Annotated in this window: 15 protein-coding genes; 12 read left to right on the plus strand and 3 right to left on the minus strand. The window is 43.0% G+C overall.

Translation table 11 applies throughout. The annotated features are described in order from the left end of the window. Position 1 precedes the first annotated feature (1 nt). From nuoD to WHS38_10370, 12 genes are all read left to right on the plus strand, one after another. Positions 2–1,189, plus strand: a complete 1,188-nt coding sequence (nuoD, locus tag WHS38_10315) for an NADH dehydrogenase (quinone) subunit D (GenBank protein ID MEJ5301370.1) — start codon at positions 2–4, stop codon at positions 1,187–1,189. Between the two features lie 35 nt (positions 1,190–1,224). Then, positions 1,225–3,168, plus strand: a complete 1,944-nt coding sequence (locus tag WHS38_10320; GenBank protein ID MEJ5301371.1) for an FAD-dependent oxidoreductase — start codon at positions 1,225–1,227, stop codon at positions 3,166–3,168. A gap of 47 nt (positions 3,169–3,215) precedes the next feature. Beyond that, entirely contained in the window at positions 3,216–5,912 is a 2,697-nt protein-coding gene (gene fdhF, locus WHS38_10325; protein MEJ5301372.1) for a formate dehydrogenase subunit alpha, read from the plus strand. A 3-nt stretch (positions 5,913–5,915) separates the two neighbouring features. Then, complete coding sequence (gene nuoH, locus WHS38_10330) at positions 5,916–6,911, plus strand: NADH-quinone oxidoreductase subunit NuoH (GenBank protein MEJ5301373.1); 996 nt, start codon at positions 5,916–5,918, stop codon at positions 6,909–6,911. 15 nt (positions 6,912–6,926) lie between these two features. Beyond that, positions 6,927–7,337 carry an NADH-quinone oxidoreductase subunit NuoI gene (gene nuoI / locus WHS38_10335; GenBank protein ID MEJ5301374.1) on the plus strand — a complete coding sequence of 137 codons (411 nt, stop codon included), beginning with the start codon at positions 6,927–6,929 and terminating at the stop codon, positions 7,335–7,337. Next, complete coding sequence (locus tag WHS38_10340; GenBank protein ID MEJ5301375.1) at positions 7,334–7,891, plus strand: NADH-quinone oxidoreductase subunit J; 558 nt, start codon at positions 7,334–7,336, stop codon at positions 7,889–7,891. Before nuoI ends, WHS38_10340 begins: the two co-directional genes overlap by 4 nt. A 21-nt stretch (positions 7,892–7,912) precedes the next feature. Next, positions 7,913–8,218 carry an NADH-quinone oxidoreductase subunit NuoK gene (nuoK, locus tag WHS38_10345; protein ID MEJ5301376.1) on the plus strand — a complete coding sequence of 102 codons (306 nt, stop codon included), beginning with the start codon at positions 7,913–7,915 and terminating at the stop codon, positions 8,216–8,218. A 13-nt stretch (positions 8,219–8,231) separates the two neighbouring features. Then, a complete protein-coding gene (gene nuoL / locus WHS38_10350) occupies positions 8,232–10,301 on the plus strand; it encodes an NADH-quinone oxidoreductase subunit L (protein ID MEJ5301377.1) in 2,070 nt (689 codons plus the stop codon). Positions 10,302–10,311: 10 nt separating this feature from the next. Next, positions 10,312–11,856: an NADH-quinone oxidoreductase subunit M gene (locus WHS38_10355; protein ID MEJ5301378.1), complete on the plus strand. Its 1,545-nt coding sequence runs from the start codon at positions 10,312–10,314 to the stop codon at positions 11,854–11,856. Further along, positions 11,856–13,298, plus strand: a complete 1,443-nt coding sequence (locus WHS38_10360; GenBank protein MEJ5301379.1) for an NADH-quinone oxidoreductase subunit N — start codon at positions 11,856–11,858, stop codon at positions 13,296–13,298. The genes WHS38_10355 and WHS38_10360 overlap by 1 nt, the downstream gene beginning before the upstream one ends. Positions 13,299–13,399: 101 nt before the next feature. After that, positions 13,400–14,701, plus strand: coding sequence for a phenylacetate--CoA ligase PaaK (gene paaK, locus WHS38_10365; protein MEJ5301380.1), 1,302 nt, complete (start codon positions 13,400–13,402; stop codon positions 14,699–14,701). Between the two features lie 17 nt (positions 14,702–14,718). Next, the gene (locus WHS38_10370) at positions 14,719–15,150 is read left to right on the plus strand and encodes an ACT domain-containing protein (protein ID MEJ5301381.1); all 432 of its coding nucleotides are present in this window, start codon (positions 14,719–14,721) and stop codon (positions 15,148–15,150) included. Positions 15,151–15,222: 72 nt separating this feature from the next. Here the strand turns inward: WHS38_10370 and mce are convergent, their stop codons facing one another. From mce to WHS38_10385, 3 genes are read right to left on the minus strand one after another with little or no spacing between them, the layout of a single operon-like run. Then, positions 15,223–15,627 carry a methylmalonyl-CoA epimerase gene (gene mce, locus WHS38_10375; GenBank protein MEJ5301382.1) on the minus strand — a complete coding sequence of 135 codons (405 nt, stop codon included), beginning with the start codon at positions 15,625–15,627 and terminating at the stop codon, positions 15,223–15,225. A 16-nt stretch (positions 15,628–15,643) separates the two neighbouring features. Further along, the gene (locus WHS38_10380; protein MEJ5301383.1) at positions 15,644–16,048 is read right to left on the minus strand and encodes a cobalamin B12-binding domain-containing protein; all 405 of its coding nucleotides are present in this window, start codon (positions 16,046–16,048) and stop codon (positions 15,644–15,646) included. A 37-nt stretch (positions 16,049–16,085) separates the two neighbouring features. Next, positions 16,086–17,765 carry a methylmalonyl-CoA mutase family protein gene (locus WHS38_10385; protein ID MEJ5301384.1) on the minus strand — a complete coding sequence of 560 codons (1,680 nt, stop codon included), beginning with the start codon at positions 17,763–17,765 and terminating at the stop codon, positions 16,086–16,088. Positions 17,766–17,841 lie beyond the last annotated feature (76 nt).

A 17,841-nucleotide genomic window follows, 5' to 3' on the forward strand; every position in this document is an offset into this window, starting at 1 on the left:
AATGACAGTAGAAGGGAATGAAACCAGAAAAGAAATGATTCTAAACATGGGACCTCAGCACCCCGCGACTCACGGGGTATTGAGGCTTTTGTTACACCTTGAAGGGGAAGTAGTTAAAAAAACCATTCCCATAATTGGCTATCTACACCGTGGTGTAGAGAAACTTGGGGAAAATAGGACTTACATACAAAACATTGTCTTTACAGATCGCTTAGATTATACCGCCTCAATGAGCAATAATTTGTCCTATGCGCTTGCCGTGGAAAAGCTCTGTGGGATTGAAGTTCCTGAACGCGCTAGAGTTATTCGGGTAATAATGACGGAACTTCAACGAATTGCGGCGCATCTCCTGTGGTTAGGAACTTACGCTTTGGATATCGGAGCGATGAGTGTTTTCTTTTATTGTTTTCGGGAACGTGAAAAAATTCTTGATATGTTTGAGATGGTTTCGGGGCAAAGGTTAACTCCTTCCTACATCTGTATTGGTGGTGTAAGACGGGATATTGATGATAAGTTTCTGGAAGCTCTTAAGGTTTTCTGTGATACTTTTAACGACTACGTCAAAGACTACGAAAATCTCCTAACTAAAAACCCCATCTGGATTGAGCGACTCAAAGATGTGGCAGTGCTTTCAGCAGAGGATGCCATCAACTGGGGAGTCACGGGTCCTGTGCTTAGAGCCTCTGGAGTAAAGTTCGATTTTAGAAGAGCAACCCCCTATTGCGGATACGAAAATTACGAGTTTGACATTCCTGTTGGAACTAAAGGTGATTGCTATGATAGATATCTGGTAAGAGTTGAAGAAATGCGCCAGTCCAACAGGATCTTGAAACAGGCAATGAAAGACATTCCCGATGGCCCCATTATGGCTGACGTGCCCTTCATAGCTTTTCCCCCTAAGGACCAGGTCATGAATAATATTGAAGCTCTGATTAAACACTTTAAGATCGCATCCGGAACTTTTCAAATTCCAAAAGGAGAAGTTTATAGTTCTATCGAAAATCCAAAAGGGGAACTTGGCTTCTACATTGTTTCGGATGGTTCGTCCAAGCCTTACCGTATGAGAATAAAATCGTCCTGTTTTGTAAACCTTTCGGCTTTGCCTTTTATGACTCAGGGATGCCTTGTTGCCGACCTTATCGCGGCACTTGGTAGTATTGATATCGTTCTTGGTGAAATTGATCGCTAAAGTAAATTGAACCCAAGAGATGGTGAGAGTAAGCGATGATACTCTTTAGCTCATGGCAAGGAGAAATTGTAGATAATAGAGGTGTAAAGAAGGCTAAGAAACCAAAAGCGATAGCTCTGCCGGAAGAATTTAAGCCGGGAGAAAAAATTAAAGCCTTCTTTGGATGGGACGGGATTGTGGTATGCGACGATTCTGTTGATCTCATCGATATGGCTTTAAATTATGCAGATGCGATGCTTAAAGAATCCTGTGGAAAGTGCACTCCCTGTGGCCAGGGATCTCGCTTTATGCGGTCTTTTCTAGAGAAGTTGGCTAAGGGAGAAGCTACAAAGGACGACGTAGATGCGCTCCGGTCTCTTGCAGTTCTTATAAAATCCACTTCAAAATGCTCTATAGGACAGACTGCTCCAGTGCCTATATTGCATGTTCTTGAGTATTTTTCAGATGAGGTTGAAAAAAGAATTGCGTCGAAGAAGCCGGCTCAGGCTGGAAATTACCGCTACTCTGTTACAGCTCCATGTAAAAATGCCTGTCCAAGCAATCTGGATATTCCTCGGTATGTTGAGGAGATTAGAGATGTGCGGTTTGAGGAATCTCTGTCAATCATACGGGAGATGACCTGTCTTCCTGGAACTCTTGGGCGAGTATGTGTCCGTCCCTGTGAATCTAATTGTCGTCGAGCCCTTGTGGAAGGATCGGTATCAATAAAATGGTTAAAAAGGTTTGCCGCCGATTTTGAATTTGAACATAGAAAAAAACCCCGGATAACTAAAGTTCCTGCTACCACAGGAAAGCGAGTTGCTATCGTGGGAGCTGGGCCTGCGGGGCTTTCATGCGCTTTTTACCTTGCTCTCAAAGGCCACAGTGTAACTATTTTCGAAAAATCGAAAGAACCTGGTGGAATGGCTACATATGGAATTCCTGATTATCGATTACCTCCAGACGTTCTTAGACGACATGAGGTTGATATCATTAAAGGTTTAGGCGTTGAAATTCGTTATGGTGTTGAAGTTGGTAAAGACGTAATGATCATGGATCTTCACAGGGACTACGATGCCGTCTTTATAGGTGTTGGTGCTCAGACCAGTGCTAAAATGGGTATAGAAGGTGAAGATAAAGGATACAGGGGGTTCATTCCAGGTGTTAGATACCTTTACGACATAAACAATGGTATTGATCCTTATCCTGAAGGAAAGCGTGTAGTGGTTGTTGGCGGTGGTAATGTGGCGATGGACTGTGTGCGATGTTCCTTCAGAGTGGGTAAAACTGATGTGCATCTTGTTTATAGACGTTCTCGAGCCGAAATGCCGGCGGATCCAGAGGAAATTCACGATGCAGAAGAGGAAGGGGTGATCTTTCACTTCCTTTGTAATCCCACAAGAATTATCGAACAGGATGGTAAAGTAGTTGGAGTTGAACTCATTAAGATGGAACTCGGAGAGCCGGATCAAAGCGGAAGAAGACGACCGGTTCCAGTTCCAGGATCAGAGTTCATCCTGGAAACCGATATTCTGATCCCTGCTATAGGTCAGGCTGTTGACCTTTCTTTTTTGGCTGGCTGTAAAGATATAAAACTTACCAAATGGAAAACCATAGATGCTAATCCGGACACCTTTGAGACTTCAGTTAAGGGAATTTTCGCCGCGGGAGATTGCGTGACGGGACCTGATGTGCTGGTTAGAGCCGCTGGTGGAGGAAGAAAAGCTGCCGATAGGATTGATCAATATCTCAGAGGTATTGAACCTGGTCCCGATGAAGAGGAACTCTTCGATAAGTTGTTTTCAACCATTAAGGTTTTCAACAAGAATGAAAAGATAGAAGTTCCGGACGGTATGGAAAGAAAGGAACTTCAAAAGCTGGATCCAGAAAAGAGAAAATGGACCTTTGAAGAAGTAGAAAAAGGTTACACACCGTCTGAAGCAATATATGAGGCGCAGAGATGCCTTAGGTGTTATCGTATAGGAATGATAGCCTGTTAAGGGTATCTTTTTGAGAAGCAAATATAAAAGGGGATTGGATGCCAGCTATGATAACTGTAACGATAGATGGGAGAGAAATTCGAACTGAAGCGGGGAAGACGATCCTTGAGGTGGCGAGAGCTAATGGGATTCATATCCCTACTCTGTGCTTTCTCGAGGGGCTTCTCCCAATAGGAGCTTGCAGGCTTTGCATTGTAGAAATTGACGGATACGATCAGCCCCAGCCTTCCTGTGTCCAAGTGGTTACAGATGGAATGAACATTAGAACCGATACGGATAATCTCCGCCAGATGAGGCGAGATATCCTCAAGCTACTTCTTCTTGAACATCCACTGGATTGTCCTATCTGCGATAAGGCAGGGGAATGCACACTGCAGGATCTGGTTTACGAGCTAGGTTATGATACCAAGATAGTGGAAGGGGCTGCTGGAGTGCCAATGCTTCATAAGCCTCCAGAGGCATGGTCCACAATTGGTATCAAATACTTTCCCAGTCGCTGTGTTGTCTGTCAACGTTGCGTGCATGTCTGTTTGGAAAAGGTAGGGCAGGGAGTTCTTGAAGTTAACAAAGATGGTTCTGTGCCTCGGATTGTTCCTAGTCATCCGGAAAAATGCATATCCTGTGGGGAATGTCTTGCAGTATGTCCTGTGGGGGCTCTTACTGAAGATGTTAGTGCTCTTAAAGCTAGACCTTGGGAAAAAACCAAAACCCGCACAGTTTGTCCTTACTGTGGTGTTGGATGTAATCTAGAACTCAACGTGGCAAGTGATCAGGTTATTAAGGTTACTGTGGATGAAACTGTTCCGCCAAATTATGGGGTTTTATGCGCAAAGGGAAGGTTCGGCTTTGAATTTATAAACAGCGAAAAAAGGCTTCAAAAGCCACTTGTGAGAAATGGCAATTCCTTTAAGGAAGTTTCTTGGGATGAAGCTCTGAACTATGTGGCAAAGAAGCTTAAAGAAATTAAAGATCAATATGGATCTTCAGCCATAGCTGGTCTTTGCTCGGCAAGGTGCACGAACGAAGACAATTATATTTTCCAAAAATTCATGCGTGCGGTGATCGGAACCAATAATGTCGATCACTGCGCGCGTCTCTGTCACGCTTCAACGGTGGCCGGTCTGGCCACCACGCTTGGTTCCGGTGCCATGACCAATTCTATCGAGGACATCGAAGATGCGGAAGTTGTTCTTGTGATTGGTAGTAATACCACCGAGAACCATCCTGTCTTTGGCATGAAGCTTAAAAAACTCGCTCGTATGAAAGGCACAAAAATCGTGGTCATAGATCCTCGTAGAATTGATCTAGTGGATGATGCGGTAATGCATCTGCCTTTGCGAGCTGGAACTGATATAGCTCTAGTCAATGCGATGTTGAACGTGATCATTCGAGAAGAATTATATGACAAGAAGTTTGTGGAAGAGCATACAGAGGGATTTGAAGAGCTAGTTAAGGTGGTAGAATCCTATACTCCCGAGAGAGCCGAAGAAATAACAGGGGTTCCGAAGGAAGATATTATTGAAGTTGCTAGAACTTATGCTAGGGCTCAAAGGGCGGCTATCGTATATTGCATGGGTGTAACCCAGCATACTAAAGGGACAGATAACGTCAAGAGCCTATCAAATCTTGCTCTTGTTTGTGGCCATATTGGTAAACCAGGGACGGGTGTTAATCCCTTGAGAGGCCAGAATAACGTTCAAGGTGCCTGCGATATGGGAGGATTGCCTGTCTTCTATCCTGGTTACCAGAGAGTTGACGTTGAGGATGTGAAAAGAAAATTTGAAAAGCTGTGGAATGTTAAGCAACTTTCGACAGAACCGGGATTAACTGTAGTGGAGATGGGACATGCTGCATTGGAAGGGAAAATTAAAGCTCTTTACATCATGGGAGAAAATCCCATTCTGACCGATCCTGATCTTCATCATCTTGAGGAAGCTCTTGAGAAGCTCGAGCTGTTAATTGTTCAGGATATTTTCTTCACAGATACCTGTAAATTTGCTCATGTTGTCCTGCCTTCTAGCTCTTTTGCAGAAAAAGATGGGACATTCACCAATACCGAGCGGCGAGTGCAGCGGGTTAGAAAAGCTCTTAAGCCAAAAGGTGATGTGAAGGATGATTGGAGAATCATAGCGGAACTGTCAGAAAGACTTGGATATCCGATGCCTTATAGAAACACAGAGGAGATATTTGAAGAGATTCGTAAGGCAACGCCTCAATATGCAGGTATAACCTATCGGCGTATTGAAAAAGTGGGAATTCAATGGCCCTGTCCAACAGAGGATCATCCTGGCACGCCTATCCTTCATGTGGGCAAGATCGCTAGAGGCAAGGGGTTATTGGTGCCGGTTGAATATAAGCCTCCAAAGGAACAACCAGATAGGGAGTATCCCTTTGTTCTGGTTACAGGTAGAAACTATTACCAGTATCATACCGGAACAATGTCTAGAAAGTGCAAAGTTCTTAACTATGGAGCACCCGAGCCTGTGTTAGAGATGCATCCTATGGATGCTCATGTGCTTGGGGTTTCTCCTGATGATATCGTGAAACTTACCAGTAGGAGGGGAAGTATAGAGCTGAAGGTAAGAGTAAGTGAAAGGGTCAAGCGAGGGGAAGTATTTTCGACATTCCACTTCAGTGAGGCAAGGGTAAACATTCTTACGGGAAGTGAGCTTGATCCCGTAGCGAAAATTCCAGAATTAAAGGTCACAGCTGTTCGTATTGAAAAGGTTGGAAAAGGGGAATAGACTATGAGCCCTAACGTGATAGTGTTTCTGTTAGTAAAGATCATAGTAATCTTTGCTCTGGTCATGCTTGTGGTAGCATACCTGACGCTTTTAGAGCGGAAGGTGCTTGGTCACATGCAAATCCGTCTGGGTCCCATGTTCGCTGGTTGGCATGGGATATTACAACCCATTGCAGATGGTATTAAGCTGTTTTTCAAAGAAGATATTATTACGAAAGAAGCAGATAAGTTATTTTATTTCCTGTCTCCAGCTCTTAGTATTATTCCAACCATAATGATATTCGCTGTTATCCCCTTTGGTGATGAGACAACACTTTGGGGATTGCTTAAAGAGCCGGTAAAGTTAAGTATTACAGAACTAAATATCGGGATACTTTATGTCTTTGCGATGGGTGGGTTAGCGACCTACGGAGTAGTTTTTGGTGGTTGGGCCCAGAACAATAAATATTCTCTTTTGGGCGGAGTAAGAGCTGCTGCTCAGCTTATAAGTTATGAAGTTGCTTTTACTCTATCGGTTTTTGGAGTTATCCTGCTGGCGGGATCTCTAAATCTTGTTGAGATTGTAAATAAACAGAAAAATATGTGGTATATTGTTTATCAGCCTGTAGGTTTTCTATTGTTCCTCATTGCTTCAGTGGCAGAATTGAAAAGAACCCCCTTTGACTTACCCGAAGCAGAAAGTGAGTTGGTAGCCGGTTTCCACGCTGATTACAGTAGTATGAAGTTTGCGATGTTCTTTATGGCTGAGTATGCGAGTATCATTGTTTGTGCTTGTATAGGGACGGTTCTGTTTTTAGGAGGATGGCATGGTCCCTCCTTCCTGCCACCTTTCGTATGGTACATGCTTAAGGTTTTTGTATTGATGTATATTATTATATGGTTGCGTGCCACATATCCTCGCCTAAGGTATGACCAGCTTATGAAATTCGGCTGGAAGGTTATGATACCTTTAGGTTTCGTTAATATATTTGCAACGGCTATTGTTTTGATCTTGGTCTAAAAGGTGGAGTGAACCATGATTACGCCGCTTCTTAAAGGTTTGTGGGTAACATTTAAGCACTTTATTTCTAAACCAATTACGGTGCAGTATCCAAAAGAACGGGTAGGATCCTTTGATGGTTATAGAGGACTTCAGGCGATTAGAAGAAATCCAGATGGAAGTATAAAATGTGTCGCCTGTGGTTTGTGTGAAGCTGTATGTCCAGCTCTTGCTATCAAAATAGAAATAGGAGAGCACGAAGGTCGACGTTTTCCTCTTACCTATGTGCTTGATGGTTTTAGATGTATCTATTGTGGACTCTGCGAAGATGTTTGTCCGGTAAACGCTATATACCTAACTAAAGAATATGAAAATGTTCGGTATACAAAAGAAGAACTGATGCTAGACAAAAACACACTCCTTAAAAGAGGAGAGATGGCAAAATGATTCAGGAATATCTAGGATATGGGTTTTCATTTTTAGCTGTAGCACTGGCAATTTCTACTATTCTTCAAAAAAACCCCATTTACAGTGCGGCATCGCTTATTGGTGTTATGCTGATGTTGGCATGTAACTATGTTCTTCTTAACGCTGAATTCATTGCGGCTATTCAGGTGATCGTTTACGCTGGAGCCATAATGGTGCTTTTCGTGTTCGTTATCATGTTGATAAACATTGAATATGTAAAACGGGAAAAATTGTATTACCGGGGAAGGATTTTCGGCGTGATTATTGGTATGGCACTTTTGCTCAAGTTGCTGATAGTTGGGTATTCTCTTGCTATTAAGGTTCAGGAAGGCGACCTTCCAATACCAAAAGACATGGATTCCACGAAAGTTATTGGTAAGTATCTATTTTCAAATTACATCCTTCCCTTCGAAGTTATTTCAGTTGTGTTACTGATTGGAATAATTGGAGCAGTTGTTTTAGGTAAGAAAGAGCGAAATGGCGAGATAGAAAGGGAAACAACAATAAAAGCGGTGCGACACGTCGATATGTAGTTCTGTAAAGGGGGGATGTTAATGATAAACCAAATGAATTTCTTTCTTATGATAGGGCTTCTGATATTCGGTATAGGAGCCATAGGATTACTGGTCAGAAGAAACCTTATTATCTGCTTTATGAGTATTGAGCTGATGCTTAACGGAGTCAATTTGATATTCGTGACGTTTTCGCATTATCTTCAGTCGGCTGTGGGAGTGCTTTACGTGTTGTTTATTATGGCTCTTGCTGCAGCAGAAGTGGCAATAGGGTTAGCAATAATTCTTCTGATCTATAGGTTAAAAGGCACAGTGGATATGGATAGCCTAAACACCATGAAGGGATAGAAGAGGTGGTAATATGTTTGATTTTATAGTTCTTATTCCGCTTTTTCCGCTCTTTGGCGCATTCCTTAACGGAATATATGGTGTATTCCGTGATAAGTGGGCTAATAAACCTTCCCACACAATAGGAGTTGCCGCTATAGGGCTCGCCTTCGGTTTGATGCTACTTATAGTCTACAAAATGTTAAGTGTTCCAATTATATTGCTAGCTCTCGTGCCAGCTCTGGGTGCTTTTTTGAATTTTATCTTTGGGTATCGCTGGAGTGATAAGCTTGTTAGCATAATTGGAGTTGGTTCAATAGGTATATCTTTCTTGCTATCGTCGTTAGCACTTTGGAAGCTTATTCACCTTGAACCAGAAGCCAGATTTATTGAGGTAGTATTTTACAAATGGATGGTTTCAGGAGATTTATCTCTGGATGTGGCTTTCCTGCTAGATCCTCTTAGTGCTGTAATGATAATGGTGGTTACCGGTGTAGGATTTCTCATCCATGCATATTCTATCGGTTATATGCACAACGATCCATCTTATCCAAGATTCTTTTCTTACCTTAATCTTTTCGTGTTCTTCATGCTTATCCTGGTTATGGCTAATAATTTCCCCCTGATGTTTGTAGGTTGGGAAGGTGTAGGACTTTGTTCATACCTTCTTATCGGTTTTTGGTTTGAGGATGATTACAATGCCTACGCTGGTAATAAAGCCTTTATTGTTAACAGAATAGGGGATTTTGGCTTTATTCTTGCCATATTCCTCATTTTCGTAAATTTTGGAACGCTTAACTATAAGGATGTTTTTGAGACAGCCAGTAGAGTCCTACCTTATAATGGATTTACCGTTACAGCGATCACGCTTCTCCTTTTTGTAGGTGCTACTGGAAAATCGTCCCAGATTCCCCTTTATGTTTGGCTTCCTGACGCTATGGCTGGTCCCACACCTGTTTCAGCCTTGATCCATGCCGCCACGATGGTCACGGCTGGAGTATATATGGTTGCTAGATGTAATGCTCTATACACTCTTGCTCCTGTATCCCTGGCTGTTGTGGCAACAATTGGAGCCCTCACAGCGATGTTTGCTGCAAGTATGGGATTTGCTCAAAGGGATATTAAGCGTATTCTCGCATATTCAACAATCAGTCAGCTTGGGTATATGTTCTTGGGAGTGGGAGTAGCAGCCTTTTCGGCTGGTATCTTCCACTTGGTAACACATGCCTTTTTTAAGGCTCTACTGTTCTTGAGCGCCGGTAGCGTAATACATGCTATGGGCGGAGAACAGGACGTAATGAAGATGGGGGGACTTAAAGGTTATATTCGCAAAACCTTTATGGTGTCCCTTGTAGGAACTCTTGCTATCGCTGGTATGCCCGGTTTGTCGGGCTTTTTCAGTAAGGATGAGATATTGTGGCAGGCTTATTCCAGCCCCTATGGTAGCAAATTTCTGTGGGCTATAGGGGTAATTACGGCAGGAATGACGGCTTTCTACATGTTCCGATGGCTATTCCTTATCTTCTTCGGTGAAGAGCGAATGGATCACGATACAAAGCATCATATACATGAATCACCAAATTCTATGCTTGTACCTCTTTATGTGTTGGCTTTTCTTTCCATCTTTGGAGGTTACATAGGACTTCCGGAATCTCTAGGGGGTAAAAACCATTTCCACCATTTTCTCGAACCTGTTACTATGTATGCATACAAAGTCGAATGGCCTCATTATTCTCACGCTCTAGAATATACATTGATGATAGTCTCTATAGCCGTTGCTTTTGCCGGTTTTGCTCTAGCTTACATCTGCTACGTTAAGGATCCCTCAATTCCGGTCAAATTTGCCGAGAAATATAAAGCCTTATACAGATGGGTTTATAACAAATACTTTGTGGACGAATTTTACGGGTTCCTTTTTGTCACTGGCACTTTGAAAACCTGCCTGGGGATGAAGGCTTTTGACGAAAAGGGTATTGATGGAGCTGTAAACGGCACAGGTAAAAGTCTGTATTGGTCAAGTATTTTGACCAGTAAGCTTCAGACCGGATATATCTATCACTATGTATGGGGCATTGTATTGGGTCTTCTTATCCTACTATTGTAAGAGGTAAGCGATGGAAGGGATTCAAATTTTAAGCATAGTTACGTTTTTCCCTTTGATTGGAGTGATTGCTCTGTTTTTCATAGACAGGGAGAATGAGGTTCTTCAGAAAACCGTTACGCTTATCGTAACGACTGTGACCTTTATTCTGTCCCTTTATCTGCTCATTTATTTCGATCCATCAAATCCTGGTTTTCAATTTGTGGAACGTTATAAATGGATAGAGTCTATAGGGGCTAATTACATTCTGGGAATTGATGGCATTTCGCTGTTCCTTTATCTCCTTACAACATTCATCTGTCCTATATGTATTCTCTCAGCCTGGAATTACATAGACAAATATGTTAAAGAATTTCTCATTTGTATGCTCGTGTTAGAAGTGGGAATGCTCGGAACCTTCTGTGCTCTCGATTTGCTTCTTTTCTATGTCTTCTGGGAACTCATGCTGATACCCATGTACTTCATAATAGGTGTATGGGGTGGGCCACGCAGAGTTTACGCAGCCATAAAATTCGTTCTCTATACTCTCTTCGGTAGCGTGCTCATGCTAGTTGGTATTATCTTTTACTACCTTTTTGTGGCATCCAAAACTGGCGAATACACTTTCGATCTTCTCAAGTGGTATCAGGTGCTGCCACCCTTCAGTATGCAGGTATGGCTATTTGCTGCCTTTGCCCTGTCCTTTGCCATTAAGGTTCCCATGTTTCCGTTCCATACATGGTTGCCAGATGCGCATGTGGAAGCTCCAACACCTGGAAGTGTGATCCTTGCCGGAATCTTGCTTAAGATGGGAACATACGGTTTCATTCGGTTTGCTATAGGGCTCTTCCCACATGCAGCTTATTTCATGACACCTCTTATGGTGACTCTGGCTATTATAGGAATAATTTATGGAGCGATGGTCTCCATTGTGCAACCCGACGTTAAAAAGCTAGTGGCTTTCTCGTCGGTTAGCCACCTTGGAGCCGTCATGCTTGGCATTTTTGCCATGAACATCCAGGGGCTAGAGGGAGCCATGTATATAATGTTAGGTCATGGCTTGAGCACTGGGGCACTGTTTATCATCGTTGGTATGCTCTACGAGAGGAAGCATAGCCGGCTTATTGCGGATTTTGGAGGCGTGGCCAAGGCTATGCCAATAATGGCGGCTTTCTTTAGCGTGACAGTGCTTTCTTCGGTTGGCTTGCCTGGGCTTAATGGCTTTGTGGGAGAATTTTTAGTCTTCCTCGGAGCTTTCAAAGTAAAGCCTCTGTGGACAATCCTTTCCGCAACATGCGTGATTTTGGCGGCTGTTTATTTGCTGTGGATGTATAAACGAGTCATGTTCGGTCCCATTAGAGAAGAAAACAAATATTTGCCTGATATGGACCTGAGAGAAGTATTGCTTATGACCCCGATAGTTATCCTATACGTGGTCATGGGCATATGTCCAAACTATTTCCTTGGCAAAATGCATACATCAATCAATGCCTTTTTGCAGGGATATGAAAAGCGTATTGCAATGAATGTGTATGAGGAAAAGGTTCAACCTCTGGCTCTAATAAGAGGGGGTAAGTAATGGCAAATTTTGACATGTTATCCATTTCTCCTGATTTAGTGCTAATAGCTTTTGCTTTGTTGTTTCTCTTGATGGGGGCTTTTTCCAGGACCCCGAAAGTTCACAAATATGACATGTTGTCTATCATTGCCTTTTCCCTGGCGATCCTCCTTAATCTATTCATCTTCGGTAGTAAACGCTTCGGTTTCTACGACATGATGCTTTACGATGATCTGGCGGGTATCTTCAGGTTTATCTTTTACGGTATAGGTATCCTTGTCTCCCTTATGTCTGATCCATACATAGAAGGCAAAGTGCGACATAAGGGAGAATATTACGCTTTGATTGTGCTTTCAGTGGTTGGCATGAGTTTTATAGCTACCTCTTACGATTTGATCATGCTGGTGCTCGGTGTGGAAGCCATGTCTCTTTCTGTATATATTCTGGCTGGTATGTTTAAACATGATGAAGCATCTGCCGAAGCATCAATAAAGTATTTCCTTCTTGGAGCCTTTTCGACCGCTATCATGCTCCTAGGCATCGCCTTCATCTATGGAACGGTGGGAACAACAAATTACAATTTGATCATTGAAAACTACAACAAATATCTCCATAGCGGGCTTCAGGTTGGGATTTTCATGCTTGGAGTTTCAGCCGTTCTTGCGGGAGTGCTCTTTAAGATAGCGGCTGTTCCTTTCCATATGTGGACGCCCGATGTTTACGAAGGAGCTCCAACTTCTGTAACGGCTTTCATGATTTCGGGTGTCAAGGCGGCTTCCTTCTTTATGTTGCTTCGAGTTTTTCTTGTTGCGCTCAAGGTCACAGTATTCAACCTTGTAGGCATTATGGTTTTCATTTCGATTATTACAATGACCTTAGGCAATATTGCTGCTCTGACTCAGAAAAGCATAAAACGTATGCTCGCTTATTCCAGTATAGCTCACGCCGGCTATATGTTGATAGGTTTTGTTGCTCTTAATAAAACAGGCCTTGCGGCGATCGTTTTCTATCTCATTGCTTATGCTCTCATGAATATTGGAGCCTTTGCTGTTCTGGTGCTGCTTGAGGAAAAGGGTAAAAATCTCGAGAATGTTTCAGGCTGTGGTTTCCTTTATCCTTTCCTTGGGCTTATGATGACAATCTTTATGTTTTCTATGGTTGGGCTTCCACCAACTGGCGGATTTATGGGTAAGTTCTACATCTTCAAAGGTGCTCTCGAAGCAGGATATCTCTGGCTCGTTATTATTGCAGTTCTTAATTCTGCGATATCTGCCTACTTCTATCTGAGAGTTTTGGTTTACATGTTTTTTGAAAAGCCCTTAGATACTGGTGGAGTCCTTCAGGCAAGTTCGCCAGCAGTGACCACAGCTCTTGTTATAACCTCCCTCGGTGTGCTGGTTTTGGGTATATTCCCGCAGTATTTCTTCGAGCTTACAACTAAGTATATGACTTATCTTCCCTAGATAGTTGTTCAATTGACAGCATAAAGAGATATTTGATAACACAAGCCACGGACCTTTTGGTTCTGTGGCTTTTTTGTTAAGATTTATAAGGGGGTGAAGATATGATCTACAACATGGAATTTGAAACTCTTCCGAGAGAGGCGCTTGAAGCCATACAGCTTCGCCGTCTTAAACAAACGGTAGAAAGAGTTTATGCAACAGTTCCTTTTTATAGAAAACAATTTGATAAGGTCGGTGTGAAACCAGACGACATCAAAAGCCTTGATGATCTACGCCGACTACCTTTTACAACGAAGCAAGACCTGAGAGATAATTATCCTTTTGGGCTTTTCGCTGTTCCCATGGAAAACGTAGTGAGAATTCACGCATCCTCTGGGACTACAGGTAAACCTACCGTCGTAGGTTACACAGCTCGAGACATTCAAACCTGGGCAGAGCTAATGGCTAGAGCTCTTTCCGCTGCCGGTGCTACCCGGGGTGACATCATTCATAATGCCTATGGGTATGGATTATTTACGGGAGGCTTGGGAGTTCACTACGGTGCGGAAAAACTGGGAGCATCCGTTATCCCAATATCGGGCGGGAATACTAAACGTCAAATCATGATAATGAAAGATTTTGGAGCGACGGTTTTAACTTGCACACCTTCCTATGCTCTCCATCTATCAGAAGTTGCAATGGAAATGGGGGTCGATCCTAAGACGTTAAAGCTAAAAGTGGGGGTTTTTGGAGCAGAACCGTGGTCTGAAAAAATGAGGGAAGAAATTGAGCAGAAACTCTACCTAACTGCTATTGATATATATGGTCTCAGCGAAATTATAGGACCGGGTGTTTCTGTTGAATGTATAGAAGCTAAGAAGGGCCTTCACATATTTGAAGATCATTTTATTCCCGAAATTATAGATCCCGAAACTGGTGAAAATCTCAAGCCAGGAGAGGTGGGTGAGCTGGTGATTACGACAATCACCAAAGAAGCTTTCCCTGTGATCAGATATAGAACCCGTGACATTACTTTCTTAAATCCTGAGCCTTGCATCTGCGGTAGAACTCATACGCGAATGGGAAGAGTGATGGGTAGATCTGACGATATGCTCATTATAAGAGGTGTAAATGTTTTTCCATCCCAGATCGAAAGTGTTTTAATGGAAATTGATGAGGTAGAACCTCATTACCAGCTGATTGTGGACAGAGAAGGAAGCCTGGATATTCTTACTGTGCTTGTTGAGGTGGGTGAACATGCTTTTTCTGATGAAGTCAGAAAACTTCAGGAATTAGAACGAAAAATAGAGAAAAACATTAAAGAATACCTTGGTATTTCAGCTAAGGTTAAGTTAGTTGAACCAAAAACCATTGCAAGAAGTGAAGGAAAGGCTCAAAGAGTGATAGACAAGCGTAAGATTTAATGGCGGGGGGTAAAGCCATGAAGGTTGAACAAATATCTATATTTCTCGAAAACAAAGCCGGAAGATTGGCTGAAGTTACAAAAGTGCTCGCAAGTGCCGGTATCAACATACGAGCTCTTTCTTTAGCCGATACTTCAGATTTTGGGATTTTAAGATTGATCGTTAATGATACTGAACTGGCTAAGAAAGTTCTTAAGGAGAATGGATTTACCGTAGGTAAAACCCAGGTTGTGGCTGTGGAAGTGGAAGATCGCCCCGGGGGACTTAATAAGATTCTAGATATCTTGAGAGCGGCAAATATCAACGTTGAATATATGTATGCCTTTGTTCAACAAAGCGGCAATAATGCTGTAATTATATTCCGGTTTGATAATACTGACGAAGCTATCAAGACGCTTTTGGAAAACGGCGTGAAGGTTATTGAAGGAGAACGGCTCTACGCTATGTAGCACTGAAAGAATACCCCCTCTTTCTTCCTGCACAAACCTTGGAATGGAAGGCAAGAGGGGGCATGATAGGCCTTATTTACGTTCACAAAGTTCTATAAGAACTCCACCGGTCGCTTTCGGATGGAGAAAAGCAATTTTAGCTCCACCAGCTCCAATTCTTGGTTTTTCGTCTATTAGCTGAATTCCTTGCTTTTTTAACTCCTCTAGAGCTTCTTCGATGTTGTCCACACGAAAAGCGATATGCTGGATACCTTCTCCCCGCTTTTCAATGAATTTTGCTATTGGTCCGTCCGGATCGGTAGATTCAAGTAATTCTATTTCAGTATCTCCAATTGGGAAAAATGCTGTCGTGACCTTCTGTTCAGCTACCGTCTCGGAACCTTCATACTTAAGCCCCAGGAGACCTTCATACAATTTACGTGCCTGTTCAATACTTTTTACGGCTATTCCAATGTGATCGATTTTTAGGGTTTTCATAGCTCTCTCTCCTACTTTAACGTTTTCGGCAATGAGTCTTTATGTATTCCACAATCTCATAGGTAGGTGTGCCAGGTCCAAAGATCTCAGCGACACCCGATTGTTTAAGAAATGGTATGTCATCAGGAGGTATAATTCCACCTCCTATTACCAGCACGTCATCCAATCCCTTTTCCCGAAGCAGTTCTACTACTCGAGGGAAGAAGTAATTATGCACTCCAGAGAGACTGCTTAATCCAACCACGTCGGCATCTTCCTGAAGGGCCGTCTCTACTATCATTTCTGGTGTCTGCCTCAATCCTGTATATACTACCTCCATTCCCGCCTCGGCTAAAACTCGAGCGAGCAATTTAGCGCCACGGTCATGTCCATCCAGTCCTGGTTTAGCCATGATAACTTTTATTTTGCGTTCCTGATTCATTGATGTCCCTCCTCACCATTTCACCTTCGCCGTCTAATTAGATGAATGCTTCTGGCCGGTATTCCCCAAATACCTCACGCCAGACATCACAAATCTCTCCAACCGTAGCTTTGGCTTTTACAGCCTCAATGACGGCTGGCATTACATTTTCGCTGCTAAGAGAAACTTCGCGAAGTTTTTCTAGAGCATCTTTCCATTTCTTTTGATCTCTGGATGCTCTTAAGGCTTTTACTTTTTCGGCTTCTCGCCGTCCTACCTCCATATCTACCTTCAAAAGATTGGTGGGAGGTGGCTCGTCCATCACATACTTATTCACTCCAACATAGACTCTCTCTCCGGACTCAATTTCTTTCTGGAAGCGATAGGCGCTTTCCTGAATTTCTTTCTGGATAAATCCCTGTTCGATGGCGGCCAGGGTGCCTCCCATTTCATCAATCTTTTTGAGATATTTTTCCACCTCTTCCTCTATTTTGTTTGTAAGAGCCTCAATGTAATATGAACCGGCGAAGGGATCTATTGTATCAGCTGCTCCGCTTTCTTCTGCGATGATTTGTTGAGTTCTAAGAGCTACGGTAACCGCCTGTTCTGTAGGAAGGCACAAAGCCTCATCGTAGGAATTCGTATGAAGCGATTGACATCCTCCCGCTCCGGCTGCGAAGGCTTGCAGTGCTACTCGAACAATATTGTTAAGGGGTTGTTGAGCGGTTAGGGTTACTCCACCAGTCTGAACATGGTAGCGTAGCATCATGGAGCGAGGATCCTTGGCTCCAAAACGTTCCTTCATAATCTTTGCCCAGCATCGTCTAGCTGCTCGGAATTTTGCCACCTCTTCGAATACATTTGTAAAAGCGTTGAAGAAGAAACTCAATCGAGGTGCAAACTTATCCACGGCAAGCCCTCTATCGAGACAAGCCTGAACGTAAGCTATACCATCAGCTAATGTAAAGGCGACCTCCTGAACGGCTGTTGATCCCGCTTCTCGGATGTGGTAACCGCTGATGCTTATAGAATTCCACTTTGGCACATGCTTAAAACAATACTCAATAAGGTCCACTGTAAGTCTCATACTGGGACCCGGTGGAAATATATACTGCCCTCTCACTGTGTATTCTTTGAGAATATCATTTTGCACCGTGCCACCCACTTTGTCGAAAGTAACTCCCTGTTCTTCGGCAATGGCAAGATACATGGCGAGAAGAACCGTAGCGGGGGCGTTTATCGTCATGGAAGTAGTAACTTTATCCAAAGGTATGCCGTCAAAAAGCACTTTCATATCCTCAATGGAGTCTATTGCAACTCCAACTTTTCCTACTTCCCCCACGGCTAAAGGATGATCGCTATCATAGCCAGATTGAGTGGGGAGATCAAAGGCTACACTTAATCCCGTCTGTCCCTGTTCTAACAAATATTTAAATCTCTTGTTGGTTTCTACAGCACTTCCAAATCCAGCATATTGTCGCATAGTCCATAGGCGACCTCTATACATTGTTGGCTGAACGCCTCGAGTGAAGGGATAGGAGCCTGGATAACCTAGGTCTCGATCATAATCCAAATTAGCTATGTCTAGAGGAGTATAAAGCTTTTCAACGGTCGTTCCAGAGATAGTCGTGAAAGCCTTTTTCCGTTCTGGAGCCTTTGCCAGGGTTGGATTAAGAACCTTTTCCTCCCACTGCTTCTTGCTGTTGGCAATGCTTTCAAGTTTTTCCTTGGAAATCATGCCTCCCTCCTCATTTAAGAAAAACTGTGGACAACTCGATAAAACACAATACAATGACAGAGTGCAATTTCAAAAA

Source organism: Thermodesulforhabdaceae bacterium, from assembly GCA_037482015.1.
In the GTDB taxonomy this organism is placed as follows: domain Bacteria; phylum Desulfobacterota; class Syntrophobacteria; order Syntrophobacterales; family Thermodesulforhabdaceae; genus JAOACS01.

Coding starts and splice junctions, on each gene's coding strand:
- nuoD (MEJ5301370.1), top strand. CDS start 2: ATGACAGTAGAAGGGAATGAAACCAGAAAAGAAATGATTCTAAACATG.
- WHS38_10320 (MEJ5301371.1), top strand. CDS start 1,225: ATGATACTCTTTAGCTCATGGCAAGGAGAAATTGTAGATAATAGAGGT.
- fdhF (MEJ5301372.1), top strand. CDS start 3,216: ATGATAACTGTAACGATAGATGGGAGAGAAATTCGAACTGAAGCGGGG.
- nuoH (MEJ5301373.1), top strand. CDS start 5,916: ATGAGCCCTAACGTGATAGTGTTTCTGTTAGTAAAGATCATAGTAATC.
- nuoI (MEJ5301374.1), top strand. CDS start 6,927: ATGATTACGCCGCTTCTTAAAGGTTTGTGGGTAACATTTAAGCACTTT.
- WHS38_10340 (MEJ5301375.1), top strand. CDS start 7,334: ATGATTCAGGAATATCTAGGATATGGGTTTTCATTTTTAGCTGTAGCA.
- nuoK (MEJ5301376.1), top strand. CDS start 7,913: ATGATAAACCAAATGAATTTCTTTCTTATGATAGGGCTTCTGATATTC.
- nuoL (MEJ5301377.1), top strand. CDS start 8,232: ATGTTTGATTTTATAGTTCTTATTCCGCTTTTTCCGCTCTTTGGCGCA.
- WHS38_10355 (MEJ5301378.1), top strand. CDS start 10,312: ATGGAAGGGATTCAAATTTTAAGCATAGTTACGTTTTTCCCTTTGATT.
- WHS38_10360 (MEJ5301379.1), top strand. CDS start 11,856: ATGGCAAATTTTGACATGTTATCCATTTCTCCTGATTTAGTGCTAATA.
- paaK (MEJ5301380.1), top strand. CDS start 13,400: ATGATCTACAACATGGAATTTGAAACTCTTCCGAGAGAGGCGCTTGAA.
- WHS38_10370 (MEJ5301381.1), top strand. CDS start 14,719: ATGAAGGTTGAACAAATATCTATATTTCTCGAAAACAAAGCCGGAAGA.
- mce (MEJ5301382.1), bottom strand. CDS start 15,627: ATGAAAACCCTAAAAATCGATCACATTGGAATAGCCGTAAAAAGTATT.
- WHS38_10380 (MEJ5301383.1), bottom strand. CDS start 16,048: ATGAATCAGGAACGCAAAATAAAAGTTATCATGGCTAAACCAGGACTG.
- WHS38_10385 (MEJ5301384.1), bottom strand. CDS start 17,765: ATGATTTCCAAGGAAAAACTTGAAAGCATTGCCAACAGCAAGAAGCAG.